We start from the raw sequence: 17,981 nt of genomic DNA, 5'->3' as shown, positions 1-17,981 counted from the left end.
CAATAACCGTCCTTCAAGGCCGCCTTGGCCGAAGAAGTGGAGTGCTCAATGAATATTCCTGTCAAAGCGTTATGTGTAGCCATGTGCATGACCCTCAGCGGTATCAGCCTGGGCGCACAAACGCTGACCATTGCGACGGTCAACAACAGCGACATGATCCGCATGCAGAAGCTCGCCAAAACCTTCGAGAGCGAACACCCGGATATCAAGCTGAACTGGGTGGTGCTGGAAGAAAACGTACTGCGCCAACGCCTCACCACAGACATTGCCACCCAGGGCGGCCAATTCGATGTACTGACCATCGGCATGTACGAAGCTGCACTCTGGGGAGCCAAGGGCTGGCTGGAACCGATGAACGACCTGCCTGCGTCCTACGCCATTGAAGATGTATTTCCCTCGGTACGCGATGGCCTGTCAGTCAAGGGCACGCTTTACGCCCTGCCGTTTTATGCCGAAAGCTCGATGACCTACTACCGCACCGACCTGTTCAAGGAAGCCGGGCTGACCATGCCCGAGCACCCGACCTGGGAGCAGATTGCAGAATTCGCCAAAACCCTGAACAAACCCGAAAAAGAGCAATACGGGATTTGCCTGCGGGGCAAAGCGGGCTGGGGTGAAAACATGGCGCTGATCAGCACGGTCGCCAATGCCTACGGTGCGCGCTGGTTCGATGAGAAGTGGCAGCCTGAATTTACCGGCCCCGAGTGGAAGAACGCCCTCAATTTTTACGTCAACACCATGAAAACCTCGGGTCCTCCGGGTGCCACCAGCAACGGTTTCAACGAAAACCTGGCGCTGTTCAACAGCGGCAAATGCGCGATCTGGGTCGATGCCAGCGTCGCCGGTTCATTCGTTACCGACCCGACCCAGAGCAAAGTGGCCGACAAGGTCGGTTTCACCTTCGCCCCCCATGCAGTGACCGACAAAGGCAGCGCCTGGTTGTATTCCTGGGCGCTGGCCATCCCCACCACCTCCAAGGCCAAGGACGCCGCCAAAACCTTCAGCACCTGGGCCACGTCCAGGGAGTACGGGGCACTGGTGGCCGAGAAAGACGGCATTGCCAATGTGCCGCCGGGGACCCGCGCCTCGACCTACAGTGACGCCTACCTCAAGGCTGCACCCTTTGCCAAGGTGACCCTGGAATCGCTCAAGGCCGCCAAGCCCAATGACCCTACCCTCAAACCTGTGCCTTACGTCGGCATACAGCTGGTCACCATCCCGGAGTTCCAGGCCGTGGGTACCCAGGTCGGCAAGTTGTTCTCCGCCGCGCTGATTGGCCAGATGACGGTTGACCAGGCCCTGGCCGCAGCACAACAGACCACCGAGCGCGAAATGAAACGCGCGGGTTACCCAAAATAAAAGCGGGATAGCCTCCCGAATTTGTGGGAGCTGGCTTGCCAGCGATGCTAACAACCCGATCTGACTTTCAGATTGAGTAGATGCCATCGCAGGCAAGCCAGCGCCCACAAAAGCACAGGTGCCATTCACCATGACCACTTCGACTGTTACCCCGGCGATTGACGCCCCGTTGCCGGTGCGTAAATCACGGCTGTTCAACCCCGGATGGTTCCTGGTCACGCCTTCGGTGGCGCTATTGCTGCTGTGGATGATCGTACCGCTGGGCATGACCCTGTACTTTTCGCTGATTCGCTACAACCTGCTGTACCCGGGCGAAAACCAGTTTGTAGGGCTGGAAAACTTCACCTACTTCCTGACCGACTCGGGGTTCTTGCCCGGCGCCACCAATACCTTGCTGCTGGTGGGCAGTGTATTGCTGATCAGTGTGGTCCTCGGGGTGTTGATCAGCGCCCTGCTGGAGGCCAGTGAGTTCATGGGCCGCGGCATTGTGCGGGTGTTGCTGATTTCGCCGTTTTTCATCATGCCCACCGTGGGCGCGCTGATCTGGAAAAACCTGATCTTTCACCCTGTGTCCGGCGTGCTCGCCGCGGTCTGGAAATTGTTTGGCGCCCAGCCGGTTGACTGGCTGGCGCACTACCCGCTGCTGTCGATCATCATCATTGTGTCGTGGCAATGGCTGCCCTTCGCCATTCTGATCCTGATGACCGCCATGCAGTCCCTCGACCAGGATCAAAAAGAAGCCGCTCGCCTGGATGGCGCCGGCCCCATCGCGATTTTCTGGCACCTGACCCTGCCACACCTGGCGCGCCCCATCGCCGTGGTGGTGATGATCGAAACCATCTTTTTACTTTCGGTGTTTGCCGAAATCTTCACCACCACCAATGGCGGCCCCGGCTACGCGTCGACCAACCTGGCCTACCTGATCTACAACCAGGCGCTGGTGCAGTTCGATGTGGGCATGGCCTCGGCCGGTGGTCTTATCGCGGTCGTGATTGCCAACATCGCAGCCATCATCCTGGTGCGCATGCTGGGCAAAAACCTGACTGACAAGCCGTGAGGGCCAAGTGATGACACTGCAACAATCGCGTCGCCTGCAAAGCCTGCTGCTGGGCACCCTGGCCTGGGCCATCGCCATCCTGATTTTCTTCCCGATCTTCTGGATGGTGCTTACCAGCTTCAAAACCGAGATCGACGCATTCGCCACGCCGCCGCAGTTCATTTTCACTCCGACCCTGGAGAACTACCTGCACATCGAAGAACGCAGCGGGTATTTCCACTTCGCCTGGAACTCGGTGGTGATCTCGTTCACCGCTACTGCCCTGAGCATGTTGATTGCCATCCCGGCCGCGTACTCCATGGCCTTTTACGAGACCAAACGGACCAAAGGCACGTTGCTGTGGATGCTCTCCACCAAAATGCTGCCGCCGGTGGGGGTGCTGATGCCGATTTACCTGCTGGCCAAATCCTTCGGCCTGCTGGACACCCGGACCGCGCTGATCATCATCTACACCCTGATCAATCTGCCGATCGTGGTCTGGATGATTTACACCTACTTCAAGGACATCCCCAAGGACATCCTGGAAGCGGCCCGCCTTGATGGCGCCACTCTGTGGCAGGAAATGCTTCGCGTACTGCTGCCCATCAGCAAGGGCGGGCTGGCCTCGACCCTGCTGCTGTCGCTGATCCTGTGCTGGAACGAGGCCTTCTGGTCACTCAACCTGACGTCATCCAGCGCCGCGCCACTGACCGCGCTGATCGCTTCCTACTCCAGCCCCGAAGGCTTGTTCTGGGCCAAATTGTCTGCCGTTTCGACCCTGGCCTGTGCCCCTATCCTGATTTTTGGCTGGATCAGCCAGAAACAGCTGGTTCGCGGCTTGTCCTTTGGCGCAGTCAAATAAAAATCACCTTTGGAGGCCCATCATGGCCAACCTGAAAATCAAGAATTTGCAAAAAGGCTTTGAAGGTTTCTCGATCATCAAGGGCATCGACCTTGAAGTGAACGACCGTGAGTTCGTGGTCTTCGTCGGCCCGTCGGGGTGCGGCAAGTCCACTCTGTTGCGCCTGATTGCCGGGCTCGAAGAAGTGACTGACGGTACCATCGAGCTGGACGGACGCGACATCACCGAAGTCAGCCCGGCCAAGCGTGATCTGGCGATGGTGTTCCAGACTTACGCCCTGTACCCGCACATGACCGTGCGTAAAAACATGTCGTTCGCCCTCGACCTGGCCGGTGTGGCCAAAGCCGAAGTCGAAAAAAAGGTCAACGAAGCGGCGCGTATTCTCGAGCTTGCGCCTTTGCTCGAGCGCAAGCCCAAGCACCTGTCCGGCGGGCAACGCCAGCGGGTGGCAATCGGCCGGGCAATCGTGCGCAACCCGAAGATTTTCCTGTTTGACGAACCGCTGTCCAACCTCGATGCCGCCCTGCGGGTACAGATGCGCCTGGAACTGGCGCGTCTGCATCAGGAACTGCAGGCGACCATGATTTACGTGACCCACGATCAGGTCGAGGCCATGACCCTCGCCGACAAGGTGGTGGTACTCAACGCCGGAAAGGTCGAGCAGGTCGGTTCGCCGCTGGATCTGTACCACCAGCCGGTCAACCTGTTTGTCGCCGGTTTTCTCGGCACCCCGAAAATGGGCTTCCTCAAAGGCAAGGTCAGCCGGGTCGATGGCCAAGGCTGCGAAGTTGAACTGGACGCCGGTACCCGTATCCAGTTGCCCCTGAGCGGCGCGTCACTGAGCATTGGCGGCGAGGTTACCCTGGGGATCCGCCCGGAACACCTGAACCTGGCCAGACCCGGTGATTGCACCCTGACCGTCACCGCCGATGTCGGCGAGCGCCTGGGCAGCGACACCTATTGCCATGTGATTACTGCCTGCGGCGAACCGCTGACCATGCGCATTCGCGGGGACATGGCGAGCCAGTACGGCGAGCAGTTGCACTTGCACCTGGACAGTGAACATTGCCACCTATTCGACGCACAGGGGCTGGCGATCACCCGCCCGCTGCGCGCTGCTGCCTAACGTTTTTTGAGATCGCACCCATGAAACTCAATCGCCGCAACCTCGATAACCTGACCAGTAAAGTTGAAAAGCCAGCCTACCTCGCGAGCGACAGACGGCACGGCATAGCCCATATCGGGGTCGGTGGATTTCACCGCGCGCACCAGGCCTTTTATACCGATGCGCTGATGAATCAGGGCCGCGACCTGGACTGGAGCATCTGCGGCATCGGCCTGCGGGCCGAAGACCGCAAAATGCGCGATGACCTGGCCGGGCAGGACTATCTCTACACCCTGTTCGAACTGGGCGACAGCGACGACACCCAAAGCCGCATCATCGGCTCCATCAGTGACATGCTGCTGGCCGAAGACAGTATCGAGGCGGTGCTCGACAAGCTCGCGAGCCCGGACATCCGGATTGTCTCGCTGACCATTACCGAAGGCGGTTATTGCATCGACGACAGCAGCGGCGAATTCATGGCCACCCTGCCCCGGATTCAGCGGGATCTGGCCCACCCGAAACAACCGCGAACCGTATTTGGCGTGCTGTTTGCCGCCCTGGCCCGACGCCGGGCAGCGGGTACGGACGCCTTTACCCTGATGTCTTGCGATAACCTGCCCCACAACGGCGGCGTGGCGCGCAAAGCCCTGCTGGCCTATGCAGCCCTGAGCGATGCCGACCTGCATGACTGGATCGCGACCCATGTCAGCTTTCCCAACGCCATGGTTGACCGCATCACCCCCATGACCAGCAACGCCCATCGCCTGCAACTGCACGATCAACTGGGCATCGACGACGCCTGGCCGGTGGTCTGCGAGCCGTTTATCCAGTGGGTACTTGAAGACAAGTTCAGCACTGGCCGCCCGGCCTGGGAAACCGTTGGCGTGCAAATGACCGATGACGTCACGCCCTACGAAGAGATGAAAATCAAACTGCTCAATGGCAGTCACCTGGCGCTGACCTACCTGGGGTTTCTCAAGGGCTATCGTTTCGTCCACGAGACCATGAATGACCCGCTGTTCGTGGCCTATATGCGCGCCTACATGGACCTGGACGTGACCCCGCAACTGGCGCCGGTGCCCGGGATTGACCTCACGGCGTACAAAGACACCCTGGTGCAACGGTTCTCCAACCAGGCCATCGCCGACCAGCTGGAGCGCGTGTGCTCCGATGGTTCGTCAAAATTCCCCAAATTCATCGTACCGACCATTAACCGCTTGATTGCCGATGGTCGCGAGCTCAAGCGTGCGGCGCTGGTGGTGGCGGCCTGGGCCCTGTATCTCAAGGGGGTTGACGAGAATGGCCAGACCTATGCCATACCCGACCCCAGGGCTGACTATTGTCAGGCGCTGGTCAAGGATGACCCGCTGATCGTGCAGCGCTTGCTGGGCGCAGAGGAGATATTTGGCGGAGCCATTGCCCAGTCTGCCGAGTTTGTAGCGGCGTTTGAGTGGTGCCTCAACAGTTTGCGAGAGGTGGGGGTAACCGCCACCCTGGAACAGCTGGTACAGCTCTGAACTGTTCAGCCGCAATGCCGTGCTGCCCTCCTGCAGGAGCGAGCTTGTCTCGCGATGATTGTTATCGATAACGCGTTTTTACAAGTTGAACACGACGCTCTCGAGGCCATCGCGAGACAAGCTCGCTCCTACAATTGAGATAGCAGTGGTTTTAGGGTTTGCGGTATTTCTCCGGATTCTGATTAGGTCAACGCCCCATGAATCACTTATTTCTCGGTATCGATTGCGGCACCCAGGGTACCAAGGCGCTGATCCTGGACAGCCAGAGCGGTCAGGTTCTGGGTCAGGGCTCGGCGCCGCACACGCTGATTCAGGGTGAGCACGGTCGCCGCGAGCAGGACACCGGCCAATGGTTGCAGGCCCTGACGACAGCCACGCAACAGGCGCTGGCGGCCGCCGGAGTCAGCGGTCAGCAAATCCGTGGTATCGGGGTCAGCGGTCAGCAACACGGGCTGGTGCTGCTGGATGAACATGGCACTGTGCTGCGCCCGGCCAAACTCTGGTGCGACACCGAGTCCACCCCTGAAAACCGCCAACTGCTCGAGTGGCTGGGCGGTGAGGCCGGCTCACTGCAACGCCTGGGGCTGGTAATAGCTCCCGGCTATACGGTGTCCAAGCTGCTCTGGACCCGCCACCACCATCGGCAAGTGTTTGAGCGCATCGCCCATATCCTGTTGCCCCATGACTATCTGAATTTCTGGCTGACCGGCCGTTACTGCAGTGAATACGGCGATGCCTCCGGCACCGGTTATTTCAACGTGCGCACCCGGCAGTGGGACCTCGACATCCTGCGTTATATCGACCCCGAGGGGCGCCTGGAACGAGCATTGCCCGAGCTGATCGAATCCCGTGCCGCTGCAGGCACGCTGCGGCCTGAAATTGCCCGCTTGCTGGACCTCAACCCCGAGGCAGTGGTCTGCAGCGGCGGCGGCGACAATATGCTGGGGGCCATAGGCACCGGCAATATCCAACCCGGGATCATCACCATGAGCCTCGGCTCATCCGGCACCGTCTACGCCTTTGACCCGCAGCCCCAGGCCAGCCCGGAGCCAGCGGTTGCCAATTTTTGCTCGTCCAGCGGTGGCTGGCTGCCGCTGATTTGCACCCTCAACCTGACCAATGTCACCAGCGCCATACGCGAACTGTTTGGCCTGTCCCTGGATGCCTTCAATCAATTGGCCGGCCAGGCACCGATAGGCGCCGAAGGCGTCAGCCTGCTGCCGTTTCTCAACGGTGAACGGGTGCCCGCCCTGCCCGACGCCACCGGCAGTTTCCACGGCCTGACCCTGACCAACCTGAACCAGGCCAATTTTTGCCGGGCAGCAATCGAGGGCACCACCTTCGGTTTGCGTTATGGTCTTGACCTGCTGCGCCGCAACGGCTTGCAAAGCCACACCATCCTGCTGGTCGGCGGTGGCTCGAAAAGCCCGCTGTGGCGCCAGATCGTGGCCGATATCATGGACACCCGGGTCATCTGTGCCGAACAAAGTGAAGCCGCGGCACTGGGCGCAGCCATTCAGGCGGCATGGTGTACAGGTGCCGACAGCCTTGAGCAGCTGTGCCAACGCTGCGTGCGCCTTGACCACGCCAGCGAAACCAGGCCCGACGCCAAAAACGTCGCGGCCTATGAACAATCCTATGTGCGCTACCGTCTACAGGTCGCGGCCTTATCCGAGTGAATGCTATGTATCTGGTGTGTGGTGAAGCGCTGTTTGATTTTTTTGCCCAGGCAGACAGCAGCCAACAGGCGGGCAAAGTGGACTTCAAGGCGCTTGCCGGAGGTTCGCCGTTCAACGTCGCCGTGGGCCTGCGGCGCTTGGGCGTCGAAGCCGGCATGTTTGCCGGGTTGTCCACCGATTACCTTGGCCGTCGGTTAAAGCAGGTACTGAGCGAGGAAGGCGTCAGCCAGGCGTTTTTACTGGATATGGACGCTCCCACCACCCTGGCCATGGTCGCGCTGGACGCCAAGGGTGCGCCCGCCTACAGCTTTCGCGGCGAAGGCTGCGCCGACCGGCAACTGCAACTCCATCATCTGCCGCAGCTAAGCACGCAGATACGGGGCATCCATGTCGGGTCGTTCTCTCTGGTGGTGCAACCCGTTGCCGACACCCTGCTGGCACTGGTCAGACGCGAAAGCGGACGGCGCCTGATCAGCCTCGACCCGAACGTGCGACTCAACCCGGAGCCGGATATAGAGATCTGGCGTCAGCGGATCAAGCAACTGATCCCCTATGCCGACCTGATCAAAGTCAGTGATGAAGATCTCGAACTGCTGTACCCGGGGCAAGACCCGCAACAGATAGCCCGGTCATGGCTGGGCCAGCGCTGCCAACTGGTGTTTTTGACCCGTGGAGGCCAGGGCGCCAGCGTATTCAGCGAGCATGGCCATCAGAGGGTTGCGGCCAGTGCAGTAAAGGTTGCCGACACCGTGGGTGCGGGCGATACCTTTCAGGCGGCAGTGATTGCCTGGCTGACCGAGCATGGACTGGACTCGATTGAAGGTTTGCAACAGTTGAGCAAAAACCAGATCGGCGCCCTGCTGGACTTCGCCAGCCGCGCGGCGGCGCTGACCTGCAGCAAAACCGGGCCGGACCTGCCCTACCGCCATCAACTGGACTGATCACACCCCGACCTCTGTAGGAGCGAGCTTGTCTCGCGAGCTCTTCGCGGTTTGGTTGAAAAGCTCGCGAGCAAGCTCGCTCCTACAGGGTTGAGGGGCGTGGTATCACCAGATCGACAGGTTATAGCTGACGATCAGGCGGGTCTCATCAACATCGCGGGCGAACTGCGCGTAGTTGGTGCGATAGGTGGCATTGCGCAAACGCAGGCTGACGTCCTTGAACCTGCCGCTTTGCACTATGTATTTGAGCTCGCTGTCGCGTTCCCACTCTTTGCCTTCTTCGCTACGGCCAACCACTTTGATGTGGTCACCATTGACGTAACGGGTCAGGAACGACAATCCGTTAATGCCCACCGCCTTGAAGTCATAGTCATAACGCAGCTGCCACGAACGCTCCTGGGCATTGGCGAAGTCGTTGACCTGAAGGTAGTTGACCAGATATGGGTTGCTGCCATCCAGGTACGGCATCGAGGTGTCACCATTCATGCGCTGCCAGCCGGCACTGAATTTATGACCGGCCAATGCGTAGCTGAACAGGGCTCCAAGCGCCCGGTTATCAATGGTCGAGGCCTTGGCCGAACCGGCGTCATCACTCTTGAGCAAACGTACATCGGCCGACACGACGCCCGAACCCACAGGCTGACTGGCCACTATCCCGATAAATTGCTGGCGGTAGATGTCCTCCAGTTCGGCATAGTGGTATTGCGCTGTCAGCCGCTCGTTCACCTTGTAGTCCAGGCCGTACATATTGAAATGGTCGGCAGTGATATTGCAGGCATAACGCTTGTTCTTGCAGTTCAGGCGCAGGTCCTGAGCGTCGGTGGAGTCCCGTGCGGTATAGCGATCAAGGCGCATGGCCGTGAACTTCAGGTCGCTCAATTCCCGGGACTCCAGCATCGCGCCATTGAACATGGTTGGCAGCAGACGGCCGTCGTTGTACTTGAGCAATGGCAGGTCCGGCAGCAACGCCCCGTACTTCAGAACGCTGTGCGATACCCGCATTTTTCCGGTCAGGCCGAATTTGGCGTACTGATCCTTGGAACGACGGGGATCACTGCCGGTCGAAGGTAGCAAGCCACTGTTGCTGTCAGCGGGGCTGGAGTCGATTTTCAGCCCCAACATGCCCAAGGCATCGAGCCCGAAGCCCACCGTGCCTTCTGTGTAGCCCGATTGCAGATTGAGAATAAAGCCTTGAGCCGTCTCGTCACGCTTGGAGGCGCCCTGGGGGTTTGAAGTGCTGCCATCACGGAAATCACGGTTGAAATACACCGTTCGCGCTTCCAGCCTGGCGCTGCTGTCTTCAATGAACCCGCCAGCCTGGGTCTGTGTTGCAATACCGGTACACACCGCCAGTGCGCCGACACGTGCAACCCGGCAATGCGTCAACAATGAAAAAGGGACAACCATGGACAAGCTCCAGCAGCGAATGACGCGCAAAACAGAAACAATCGAAGACGCGCCTGGGGTTAACGACCCAAACGGGATTCTTCGATCAAAAATGAGAGCGCAATTGTACGAAAGGCCAAGCCTGAGCCTCACTCGACCTTAGTCGTACTGTCTAAGCCGGACTTGTTAGTACCAATGATAGCCTTTAGCCTTCACTCAGCCTTTAATAGGTACATTTTCAGATTCAATCTCGGGACTTATCCATGAGCGCCGTATTTTCTGTCAGCCAACGTGGGGCATTAGCCCGCAGCCCCTTGGGTGAAGTCGCAAAATGGCCTCAGAGCTTGCGCACCAGCGCACAGCTTGTACTCAACTCCCCGCTGCCGATGTTGCTGTTTTGGGGCGAGCAATTGACCCAGATCTACAACGACAGTTTTGCAGCGCTGGCGGGTAACAAGCACCCGGGCGCCTTTGGTCAGCCCATGCAGCGCTGCTGGCCGGAGTTCCGTGAATACAGCCAGCCGATTATCGAGGCCGTACTGGCCGGTGAAAGCCGCTCCTATCTTGACCAGTACTACGTGCTTCCGGACCAGTATCTGGCAACCGAGCTGTGGCTTGACCTGACCTTCAGTCCCGTTTTCGATGAGACGCACAAGGTGGCCGGGATTTTGATGGTTGCGGTTCAGACCTCCAGGCGCCGCACGTCCATCAAGCGTACGGCGCAGGCCTTGCGCGAGCTCAATGACACCCTTGAAGAGCGTGTCACGGAACGCACCCAGGCCCTGGCCGAGGCCAACGATCAACTGCAGCGCGAGATGATCGAGCGCGAAAGGATTGAAGACACCCTGCGGCATGCGCAAAAAATGGAAGCCGTTGGCCAGCTGACCGGCGGTATAGCCCATGATTTCAACAACATGCTGACCGGTATCATCGCCAGCCTGGACCTGGCCAAGCGCTATATCGCGGCCGGGCGCAGTGACGAAATAGTCCGCTTCACCGATGCCGCCGTCGCTTCAGCGCAACGGGCAGCCGCCCTGACCCATCGTCTGCTGGCGTTTTCCCGCCGCCAGTCGCTGGATCGCAAACCTCTGGACCCTAATGCCCTGGTGAGCTCACTGCAGGAGCTGTTCAGTCGTACCAAGGGTGCCCACATCGACCTGCAGGTCGATCTGGGCCAGGACATCTGGGCCGTCAATACCGATACCGGCCAGCTTGAAAGCGCCCTGCTCAACCTGATTATCAACGCCTGCGATGCCATGCCCGACGGCGGCAAACTGGTGGTCAAGACCGCCAACAGCCACCTGGATACCAGTGACCTGCAAAGTCTGGAACCGGTCAAATCCGGCGAGTATGTACTGCTGGAGGTTTGTGATAACGGCACCGGCATGTCCCCGCAGATTCTGGCCAGGGCTTTCGACCCCTTTTTCACCACCAAGCCTGTAGGCCAGGGCACCGGCCTGGGGTTATCGATGATTTACGGCTTTGCCCAGCAGTCCGGCGGTCATGTGACCATCAGCAGCGAAATCGACAGTGGTACCTGCGTACGCCTGTACCTGCCGCGCTACAACAGCAAAACTCAGGCATAATCCGCGGCCGCGCAATCTGCCCCACAGTTTCAAGGTATACGCCCCATGAAAGCTCAAGCCCGCCATATCCTGGTGAAAACCGCCGAAGAAGCCGAATCGCTCAAGCAACGCATCGCCAAGGGCGAAGCCTTCGATGTGCTGGCGAAAAAATTCTCCACCTGCCCGTCAGGCAAGCGTGGGGGGGATTTGGGTGAGGTTCGTCCGGGGCAGATGGTTGGCGTTATCGACCAGATCATCTTCAAAAAGCCGTTGCGGGTGGTGCACGGACCGATCAAAAGCAAGTTCGGCTATCACCTGGTACAGGTGTTCTACCGCGACTGAAACACCACCAAACCTGTAGGAGCGAGCTTGCCTCGCGAGCTGTTAGCGGCACAAAAGCTCGCGAGACAAGCTCGCTCCTACACAAGCCTGGTGCGCTGGTTTCAGAACACTATTTCAAGGCTCTCGACCACATTCAGTTGCTCGTCCACCAGGCAGCCCGTGCGCCATTTGTCGAACGTCAGGCAAGGGTGCGAGGTACCGAAGCTGATGATGTCGCCCACCTTCAGTTCAGTGCCCGCAGCGATCGTCATGAACGCGTGCTGATCCATGACCGCCGTGACCGTACAGGCACTGACGTCATCACCCACGGCCGGCAATACCCCTTCGCGGTAACGCTTTAACGGCATCGGCAGCCCCGCATCGTAGGCCACATCGCGCTTGCCCAGGGCAATCACCGCAAAGCCCGGTTCCGGCAACGATTGCACATGGGCCCAGACTTCCAGCGCCGGGCGCAAGCCCTCGTGCAAGTCGCTGCGACGGTCCAGCACGCAGCACTGGGCGTCTTTGTAGATCCCGTGATCGTGCACCACATAACTGCCGGGGCGCAGAATGCTCAGAAAACGCCCGCTGGCCGCCTCGGCGGCGAAACCTTCGGCAATCAGGTCATACCAGGCAGAGCCCGAGGCCGTGACGATCGGCTTGTCCAGCGCAAAGGCGCCGTCACGTTGCAGTTCAAGGGCCAGGCGTACCAGGGAAGCGGCAAACGCGCGAATCCCGCTGACCGCCTGCTCGCCGTGTATCACCCCTTCGTAGCCTTCGATGCCGGTCAGCGCCAGGGCCGGTTGTGCCTTGATCGCAGCAGCCAGGGCCCGCACTTCTTGCTCGGTACGACAGCCACAACGGCCGCCCACCACACCGTATTCGATCATCACGTTCAGACGCTGACCACGCTCGGCAAAAAAAGCCCCCAGCGCCTGGACGTTATCCGGGTGATCAACCATGCAATGAAATTCGAAGGCCGGGTCTTGTTGCAAACCGGCGATCAACGCCATATTGGCGCGGCCGACCAATTGATTGGCCATCAGTACCCGGCGCACACCCCCGGCATAGGCCGTGCAGGTCTGCACTGCACTGGCCAGGGTTATACCCCAGGCGCCTTGCGCCAGCTGGCGGCGAAACAATGCCGGGGTCATGCTGGTCTTGCCGTGGGGCGCCAGCTCTGCGCCGCTGCGGCTGACGAAGTCCTGCATCCAGCGAATATTGTGTTCCAGTGCAGCCCGGTGAATCACCAGCGCCGGCAAACTGACATCACGCACCAGATGGTCGGCGGGGTTGGCAGCACCTTTGAGTACTTGGGCATTGTTCAACGTCATCGACACACTCGACTCCTCACATTTTATATTGATCGCGAGCCTGGGTTTAGCGCTTGGCCTTGTAGGCGATGCAGTCGATTTCGACCCGGCAATCCACCATCATCATCGCCTGGACACAGGCGCGGGCCGGGGCGTGTTCGCTTTTGAAATACGAGGCAAACACCTTGTTGAAACTCCAGAAGTCCCGCGGGTCCTGCAGCCACACGCCAGCGCGGACCACGTCTTCAAGGCCATAGCCGGCTTCTTCAAGAATCGCGATCAGGTTTTGCATGGTCTTGTGGGTCTGTTCAACGATGCCGCCGTTGATGATTTCGCCGTTTTCCATGGCCACCTGACCCGACACATGCAGCCAGCCATCGGCTTCAACAGCGCGGGCGAAAGGTAAAGGCTGACCACCTGCGCCTACTGCGCCGGTACCGAAACGTTTGATGCTCATCGATAAAACTCCACTGCTTGGACAAGGCGCGTCATGCACCACAGGCTCAGCAGTGTGCCACAAGGTTGCGCTCTCAACCCAACTGCCACCAGCGCGGGAACAGCTGTTGCACCTTGGGCTCGGCAAACCGGTCATCAATCAGAAACAACGTGCCCTGATCATCCTGGGTGCGAATCACCCGCCCTGCCGCCTGCACCACTTTTTGCACCCCCGGATACAGGTAGGTGTAGTCATACCCGGCACCGAACAGGGCACCCATGCGCTGCTTGATCTGCTCGTTGACCGGGTTCAACTGCGCCAGCCCCAGGGTCGCGACAAAGGCACCGATCAACCGTGCACCGGGTAAATCGATGCCTTCGCCAAACGCCCCGCCCAGCACCGCAAAGCCAATGCCCTGCCCCGAGAGCGTGAATTGATCGAGAAACCCCTGGCGCGCTGCTTCATCCATGCCCCGTGCCTGGGACCACTGGGCAATGTGCGGATAGCGCTCGGCGAGCAACCCGGCCACCTGTTGCAGGTAATCAAAGCTGCTGAAAAAGGCCAGATAGTTGCCGGGGCGCCGGGTGAATTGCCCGCAGATCAGCTCCACGATGGGCTCCAGCGAGGCCTGGCGATGCACAAAGCGGGTGGATATCCGGCTGACTACCTGTACCGCCAGTTGCCGGGCCTGAAACGGCGATTCCACATCGATCCACACCGCATCAGTGGGCAGCCCCAACAAGTGGGTGTAATAGCTCCGCGGGCTGAGGGTGGCGGAAAACAGCACATTGCTCTGCGCACTGGCCAGTCGCGGGCCGATAAAGAGCGCCGGCACAATATTGCGCAGGTTGAGTTGTGACAGGCGTTTTTTGCCGCCTTCAACCAGGCTCACGTCGAACAGGAAATGCGCATCAAACAACTCCGCCACCCGGTTGAATTGCAGGGCTTCAAAGTAGAAGCCTTGCAGTTTTCCACTCAGCCCCTGGGGGTGATCGTTAAGGTAGTCGCCAATGGCGGTGATGCAGCCGGACAAGGCATTGAGCCATTTAGCCGGCAATTGCCCGTGCACCTGATAAGGCCCTGGCTGGTCTTTGTGCAGGGCATTCCATTCCCGATTGAGGCGCTTGAATACCTTGTCCAGCGCTGGCGGGGCATCCTGGCGCACGCTATTGAGGGTTTGCTGGTGCAGACTGGCGCTGTACATCTGGCGCCCGCGCTCCACCAGGTTGTGCGCCTCGTCCACCAGGGTCGCGACCCGCCACTGGTTGGCCTGGGCCAGGCCATAAAGCAAGGCCGTGAAATCGAAGTAGTAGTTGTAATCGGCAATGATCAGGTCGGCCCAGCGTGCCATTTCCTGGCTCAGGTAATACGGGCAGACCTGATGGGCCAGGGCCACCTCGCGCAGGGTCTGCTGGTCCAGCGGCGACTGTGCGACAGCCGCCAGCCGCGCTGCCGGCAAGCGGTCATAAAAACCCTTGGCCAACGGGCAGGATTCACCATTGCAGGCGTTCTGCGGGTATTCACAGGCCTTGTCCCGGGCCACCAGTTCCAAAACCCGTAGCGCCGGGTTGGCAGCTCGCGGATAAAGCACCTGAGCGGCATCCAGGGCCAGCTTGCGCCCGGGGGTCTTGGCCGTCAGAAACAGCAATATGTCCAGTTCCCGGGCCGGCATGGCCTTGACCAAGGGGAATAGCGTACCGATGGTTTTACCAATGCCGGTGGGCGCCTGGGCCATCAGGCAGCGCCCGCCGCTGGCGGTCTTGTACACCGCTTCGGCCAGAGCCCTTTGCCCGGTACGAAACTGTGGATGAGGAAACGCCAGGCTGCGGGCCGCCGCATCCCGCGCTTCACGATGGGCCATTTCCTGATCGGCCCAGGTCAAAAACAACCTGCATTGCTGATTGAAAAAATCCTGCAGCCGCTCGGCGCTCCAGGTTTCCTGGAGCCGGGTTTCCTGCTCGCTGACGATATCGAAATACACCAGTGCCAGATTGACCTCGGGCAACTGCAGGCTCTGACAGAGCAACCAGCCGTAAACCCGGCACTGGGCCCAGTGCAATTGACGGTGATTGGCCGGTATCGCCGTGAAATCGCCGCGATAGGTTTTGACTTCCTCCAGCACATTGCCCGACGGGTCATAGCCGTCCGCCCTGCCGCGTACGGTCAATGCGCCGAACTGCCCCTCCAGGCTCAACTCGGCCTGGTACCCGGCACTGCGTCGGGAAGCGACGGTGCGATGCCCGGCAATTCCCTGCTGGGCCGTAGGTGACGGGGTGAAGCGCAAGTCCAGATCGCCGACCTTGGCCGTGAACTCGCACAGGGCACGGACTGCCACCCGATAGTTCAAGGGCCCGGGTCCTGCCATTGCACGTAACAGACGGTCACGGGCATTTGATGTTGCTCGCACAGGTCCAGCCAGCGCAGCTGGTTGTCCTGCAAACGGTCACCCGGGCCTTTGACCTCGATCATGCGGTAGGTTTTTTGCGCCGGGCAAAACTGGATCAAGTCCGGCATGCCCGAGCGGTTGGCCTTGATGTCCTGCAGCAGGCGCAGGAACCAGACCTTCAAGTGCGCGGGCGGCAGGCAGGTCAGTGCGTCTTCCAGCAGCGCCTCGCTCAGATAGTTCCAGGCCACAAAGGGTGATTGCACACCGAACTTGGCGCTATACGCATCGCGGACAGTCTTCAGGTACTGGCCACTGTCCAGCTGCGCCAGACAGGCTTCGAACAGCTCGGCCCGACGCAGGTAGAAGTCTTGCTCCAGCAAATCAGCCGGGCCGCTTTGATACGGGTGAAAAAATGCCCCGGGCAGCGGTGCAAAAATGGCCGGCCAGCACAACAGGCCAAACAGCCCGTTGATCAAGGTGTTTTCAACGTAATGCACGGGCTCGTCCGGCGTGTGCAGATGTGCCACCACCATGAACTCGACCGAGGTTGCCTCAAGGCGCTCCAGGCTCAGGTCCAACCGTTCAGGGGGGCTGGGTTTGGTTCGCACCAGCGCCGGCAGTCCGAGCTTGCGTCGCAGCCGCGGGAGCATGCGCTGCAATTGCTGATGCTCGGCGTCGTTGAACGGCGCACCTTGCGCAGCGTCTGCCAGGGTCATGGCCTGCGGGTATTGCTCCAGCAATTCAAGTACCCGGATCATGCGCAGGCGCGCCTCGGGGTGCCCGCAGTGCTGGTAAACCTCCAGTGCCCGGGCCAGCTCCCCTGCCCGTTCGTGGTGCTGGCCGAACTGGAACAGCAAGCGCGCCCTGCGTCGTTGCAGCCAGGGGTTATCTGCCACGTAGTCCAGCACCGCTGGCAGCACGGCACTCACATCTCCAGCACTTTCAAACTGTTCGCGACAGGCATAAAGATGCAGATAACCGTCAATATCGGCCCGGCAGCGCAAGGCCCGTGACTCGGGGCTGATATCAACCTTTTCGTAGGTGAACAGCCCCAGGTCGGCCAACACCAGATCTGACCAGCCCTGACTGAGATTGCCAAAGAACATCAGCCGCAGGCGATCCCCCAGCGCCCGGTTGCCGAGGCTGTAAAGGGGTTCTTGCAGCGTGGGGTGCCATGCACACAGGCTCTGTATTTGCGGAAAGTCGCCGGCCAGGTCCTGCAGCCAATCGGTTTTTTTACCCTTGGGCCGGGTGAGATGAGCGCTGAACCGTGCCTGGATTTCCGGCTTGGTCAGCACTTCAAACACCTCGGCCAGGGCCAGGGGCGCCTGGTCATCCAGCCAGCCCAGAGCCAGCAGAGGCGCAGCCGCCTGCGCGCAATCACCGATTTCCGGGTAGTCGAGCTTGCTTGCGCGAAAGTGCTGCCCCTTACGCATGATCATGCGCACCCAGAGCGCCTGGGAGGCATTGGGCAACAGGGCAAAACCGGCGATGAATTGCTGCTCTTCGGTACTGAGGACATCGCTGTAGCGGGTCGCGATCCAGCCGAGCACGTGCTGGAAATTCTTCAGGTAATAAAGCGGATCTTCAAGAGGATCGGAAATCACGGGCAGGACAAACCACTGGTGTCGAATACTGGATATGCGTACAGATATCAGTTTGCCCGGTGCTCTGGCAAACCCTATTGGATGAGTGGTGCGGGTTGTTAATCAAAAATCAGTGGGCGCTGACGCAGATGTTGCGTCCGACCCCGCATCGCGGGCAAGCCCGCTCCTACAGATTCAACCCGGTCAATTCTCCCTGTGGGAGTCTGGCTTGCCAGCGATGCAGACCACCTTGTGCTGCGTCTGACCCCGCATCGCGGGCAAGCCTGCTCCTGCAGACTCAACCCGGTCAACTATCCCTATGCTGACCACGGGGTGCTGCGTCTGACCCCGCATCGCGGGCAAGCCCGCTCCTACAGATTCAACCCGGTCAATTCTCCCTGTGGGAGCCTGGCTTGCCAGCGATGCCGATCACCGGGTGCTGCGTCCGATCCCGCATCGCGGGCAAGCCCGCTCCTACAGACTCAACCC

The 17,981-nt window shown here is 60.0% G+C and carries 13 protein-coding genes and 1 pseudogene; 9 read left to right on the top strand and 5 right to left on the bottom strand.

The window, feature by feature from the left end; translation table 11 throughout:
- Positions 1–48: 48 nt before the first annotated feature.
- From FEZ21_RS14380 to FEZ21_RS14350, 7 genes are all read left to right on the top strand, one after another.
- The gene (locus FEZ21_RS14380; protein ID WP_160627566.1) at positions 49–1,359 is read left to right on the top strand and encodes a sugar ABC transporter substrate-binding protein; all 1,311 of its coding nucleotides are present in this window, start codon (positions 49–51) and stop codon (positions 1,357–1,359) included.
- Positions 1,360–1,489: 130 nt separating this feature from the next.
- Positions 1,490–2,416 carry a carbohydrate ABC transporter permease gene (locus tag FEZ21_RS14375; protein WP_003445367.1) on the top strand — a complete coding sequence of 309 codons (927 nt, stop codon included), beginning with the start codon at positions 1,490–1,492 and terminating at the stop codon, positions 2,414–2,416.
- A 7-nt stretch (positions 2,417–2,423) separates the two neighbouring features.
- Positions 2,424–3,257 (top strand): carbohydrate ABC transporter permease, encoded by an 834-nt coding sequence (locus tag FEZ21_RS14370; RefSeq protein ID WP_010656544.1) that lies wholly within the window; start codon positions 2,424–2,426, stop codon positions 3,255–3,257.
- Positions 3,258–3,279: 22 nt separating this feature from the next.
- Complete coding sequence (locus tag FEZ21_RS14365) at positions 3,280–4,383, top strand: ABC transporter ATP-binding protein (RefSeq protein WP_010656545.1); 1,104 nt, start codon at positions 3,280–3,282, stop codon at positions 4,381–4,383.
- A gap of 20 nt (positions 4,384–4,403) precedes the next feature.
- Positions 4,404–5,879 carry a mannitol dehydrogenase family protein gene (locus FEZ21_RS14360; RefSeq protein WP_160627564.1) on the top strand — a complete coding sequence of 492 codons (1,476 nt, stop codon included), beginning with the start codon at positions 4,404–4,406 and terminating at the stop codon, positions 5,877–5,879.
- Positions 5,880–6,076: 197 nt separating this feature from the next.
- The gene (gene xylB, locus FEZ21_RS14355) at positions 6,077–7,558 is read left to right on the top strand and encodes a xylulokinase (RefSeq protein ID WP_003445361.1); all 1,482 of its coding nucleotides are present in this window, start codon (positions 6,077–6,079) and stop codon (positions 7,556–7,558) included.
- Between the two features lie 5 nt (positions 7,559–7,563).
- Positions 7,564–8,499, top strand: coding sequence for a carbohydrate kinase (locus FEZ21_RS14350; protein ID WP_010656547.1), 936 nt, complete (start codon positions 7,564–7,566; stop codon positions 8,497–8,499).
- A 105-nt stretch (positions 8,500–8,604) separates the two neighbouring features.
- On the opposite strand, the gene FEZ21_RS14345 is transcribed toward FEZ21_RS14350, so the two are convergent.
- Positions 8,605–9,906, bottom strand: coding sequence for an OprD family porin (locus FEZ21_RS14345; protein WP_003445331.1), 1,302 nt, complete (start codon positions 9,904–9,906; stop codon positions 8,605–8,607).
- Positions 9,907–10,148: 242 nt separating this feature from the next.
- Here FEZ21_RS14345 and FEZ21_RS14340 point away from each other — a divergent pair.
- Together FEZ21_RS14340 and FEZ21_RS14335 are read left to right on the top strand one after the other, a co-directional pair.
- Positions 10,149–11,447: pseudogene (locus FEZ21_RS14340) on the top strand (ATP-binding protein); the annotation flags it as partial.
- 69 nt (positions 11,448–11,516) lie between these two features.
- Positions 11,517–11,792 (top strand): peptidylprolyl isomerase, encoded by a 276-nt coding sequence (locus FEZ21_RS14335; protein WP_003445327.1) that lies wholly within the window; start codon positions 11,517–11,519, stop codon positions 11,790–11,792.
- A gap of 101 nt (positions 11,793–11,893) precedes the next feature.
- Here FEZ21_RS14335 and FEZ21_RS14330 read toward each other — a convergent pair whose 3' ends face one another.
- The 4 genes from FEZ21_RS14330 to FEZ21_RS14315 form a co-directional block, all read right to left on the bottom strand.
- Positions 11,894–13,105 carry an amino acid deaminase gene (locus tag FEZ21_RS14330; protein ID WP_003445325.1) on the bottom strand — a complete coding sequence of 404 codons (1,212 nt, stop codon included), beginning with the start codon at positions 13,103–13,105 and terminating at the stop codon, positions 11,894–11,896.
- A 46-nt stretch (positions 13,106–13,151) separates the two neighbouring features.
- The gene (locus FEZ21_RS14325; protein ID WP_003445324.1) at positions 13,152–13,541 is read right to left on the bottom strand and encodes a RidA family protein; all 390 of its coding nucleotides are present in this window, start codon (positions 13,539–13,541) and stop codon (positions 13,152–13,154) included.
- 73 nt (positions 13,542–13,614) lie between these two features.
- Entirely contained in the window at positions 13,615–15,867 is a 2,253-nt protein-coding gene (locus FEZ21_RS14320) for an ATP-dependent DNA helicase (RefSeq protein ID WP_160627562.1), read from the bottom strand.
- Positions 15,864–17,513: a VRR-NUC domain-containing protein gene (locus tag FEZ21_RS14315; protein WP_160627560.1), complete on the bottom strand. Its 1,650-nt coding sequence runs from the start codon at positions 17,511–17,513 to the stop codon at positions 15,864–15,866. The genes FEZ21_RS14320 and FEZ21_RS14315 overlap by 4 nt, the downstream gene beginning before the upstream one ends.
- Positions 17,514–17,981: the final 468 nt, after the last annotated feature.

Origin of the sequence: Pseudomonas sp. 9.1(2019) (assembly GCF_009910445.1) — a bacterium.
GTDB lineage: Bacteria > Pseudomonadota > Gammaproteobacteria > Pseudomonadales > Pseudomonadaceae > Aquipseudomonas > Aquipseudomonas paraversuta.
The sequence above is the reverse complement of the archived record's forward strand: the minus strand, read 5'-3'. Positions and strand labels throughout refer to the sequence as shown.

Coding starts and splice junctions, on each gene's coding strand:
- xylB (WP_003445361.1), top strand. CDS start 6,077: ATGAATCACTTATTTCTCGGTATCGATTGCGGCACCCAGGGTACCAAG.
- FEZ21_RS14345 (WP_003445331.1), bottom strand. CDS start 9,906: ATGGTTGTCCCTTTTTCATTGTTGACGCATTGCCGGGTTGCACGTGTC.
- FEZ21_RS14350 (WP_010656547.1), top strand. CDS start 7,564: ATGTATCTGGTGTGTGGTGAAGCGCTGTTTGATTTTTTTGCCCAGGCA.
- FEZ21_RS14375 (WP_003445367.1), top strand. CDS start 1,490: ATGACCACTTCGACTGTTACCCCGGCGATTGACGCCCCGTTGCCGGTG.
- FEZ21_RS14360 (WP_160627564.1), top strand. CDS start 4,404: ATGAAACTCAATCGCCGCAACCTCGATAACCTGACCAGTAAAGTTGAA.
- FEZ21_RS14325 (WP_003445324.1), bottom strand. CDS start 13,541: ATGAGCATCAAACGTTTCGGTACCGGCGCAGTAGGCGCAGGTGGTCAG.
- FEZ21_RS14330 (WP_003445325.1), bottom strand. CDS start 13,105: ATGACGTTGAACAATGCCCAAGTACTCAAAGGTGCTGCCAACCCCGCC.
- FEZ21_RS14380 (WP_160627566.1), top strand. CDS start 49: ATGAATATTCCTGTCAAAGCGTTATGTGTAGCCATGTGCATGACCCTC.
- FEZ21_RS14335 (WP_003445327.1), top strand. CDS start 11,517: ATGAAAGCTCAAGCCCGCCATATCCTGGTGAAAACCGCCGAAGAAGCC.
- FEZ21_RS14365 (WP_010656545.1), top strand. CDS start 3,280: ATGGCCAACCTGAAAATCAAGAATTTGCAAAAAGGCTTTGAAGGTTTC.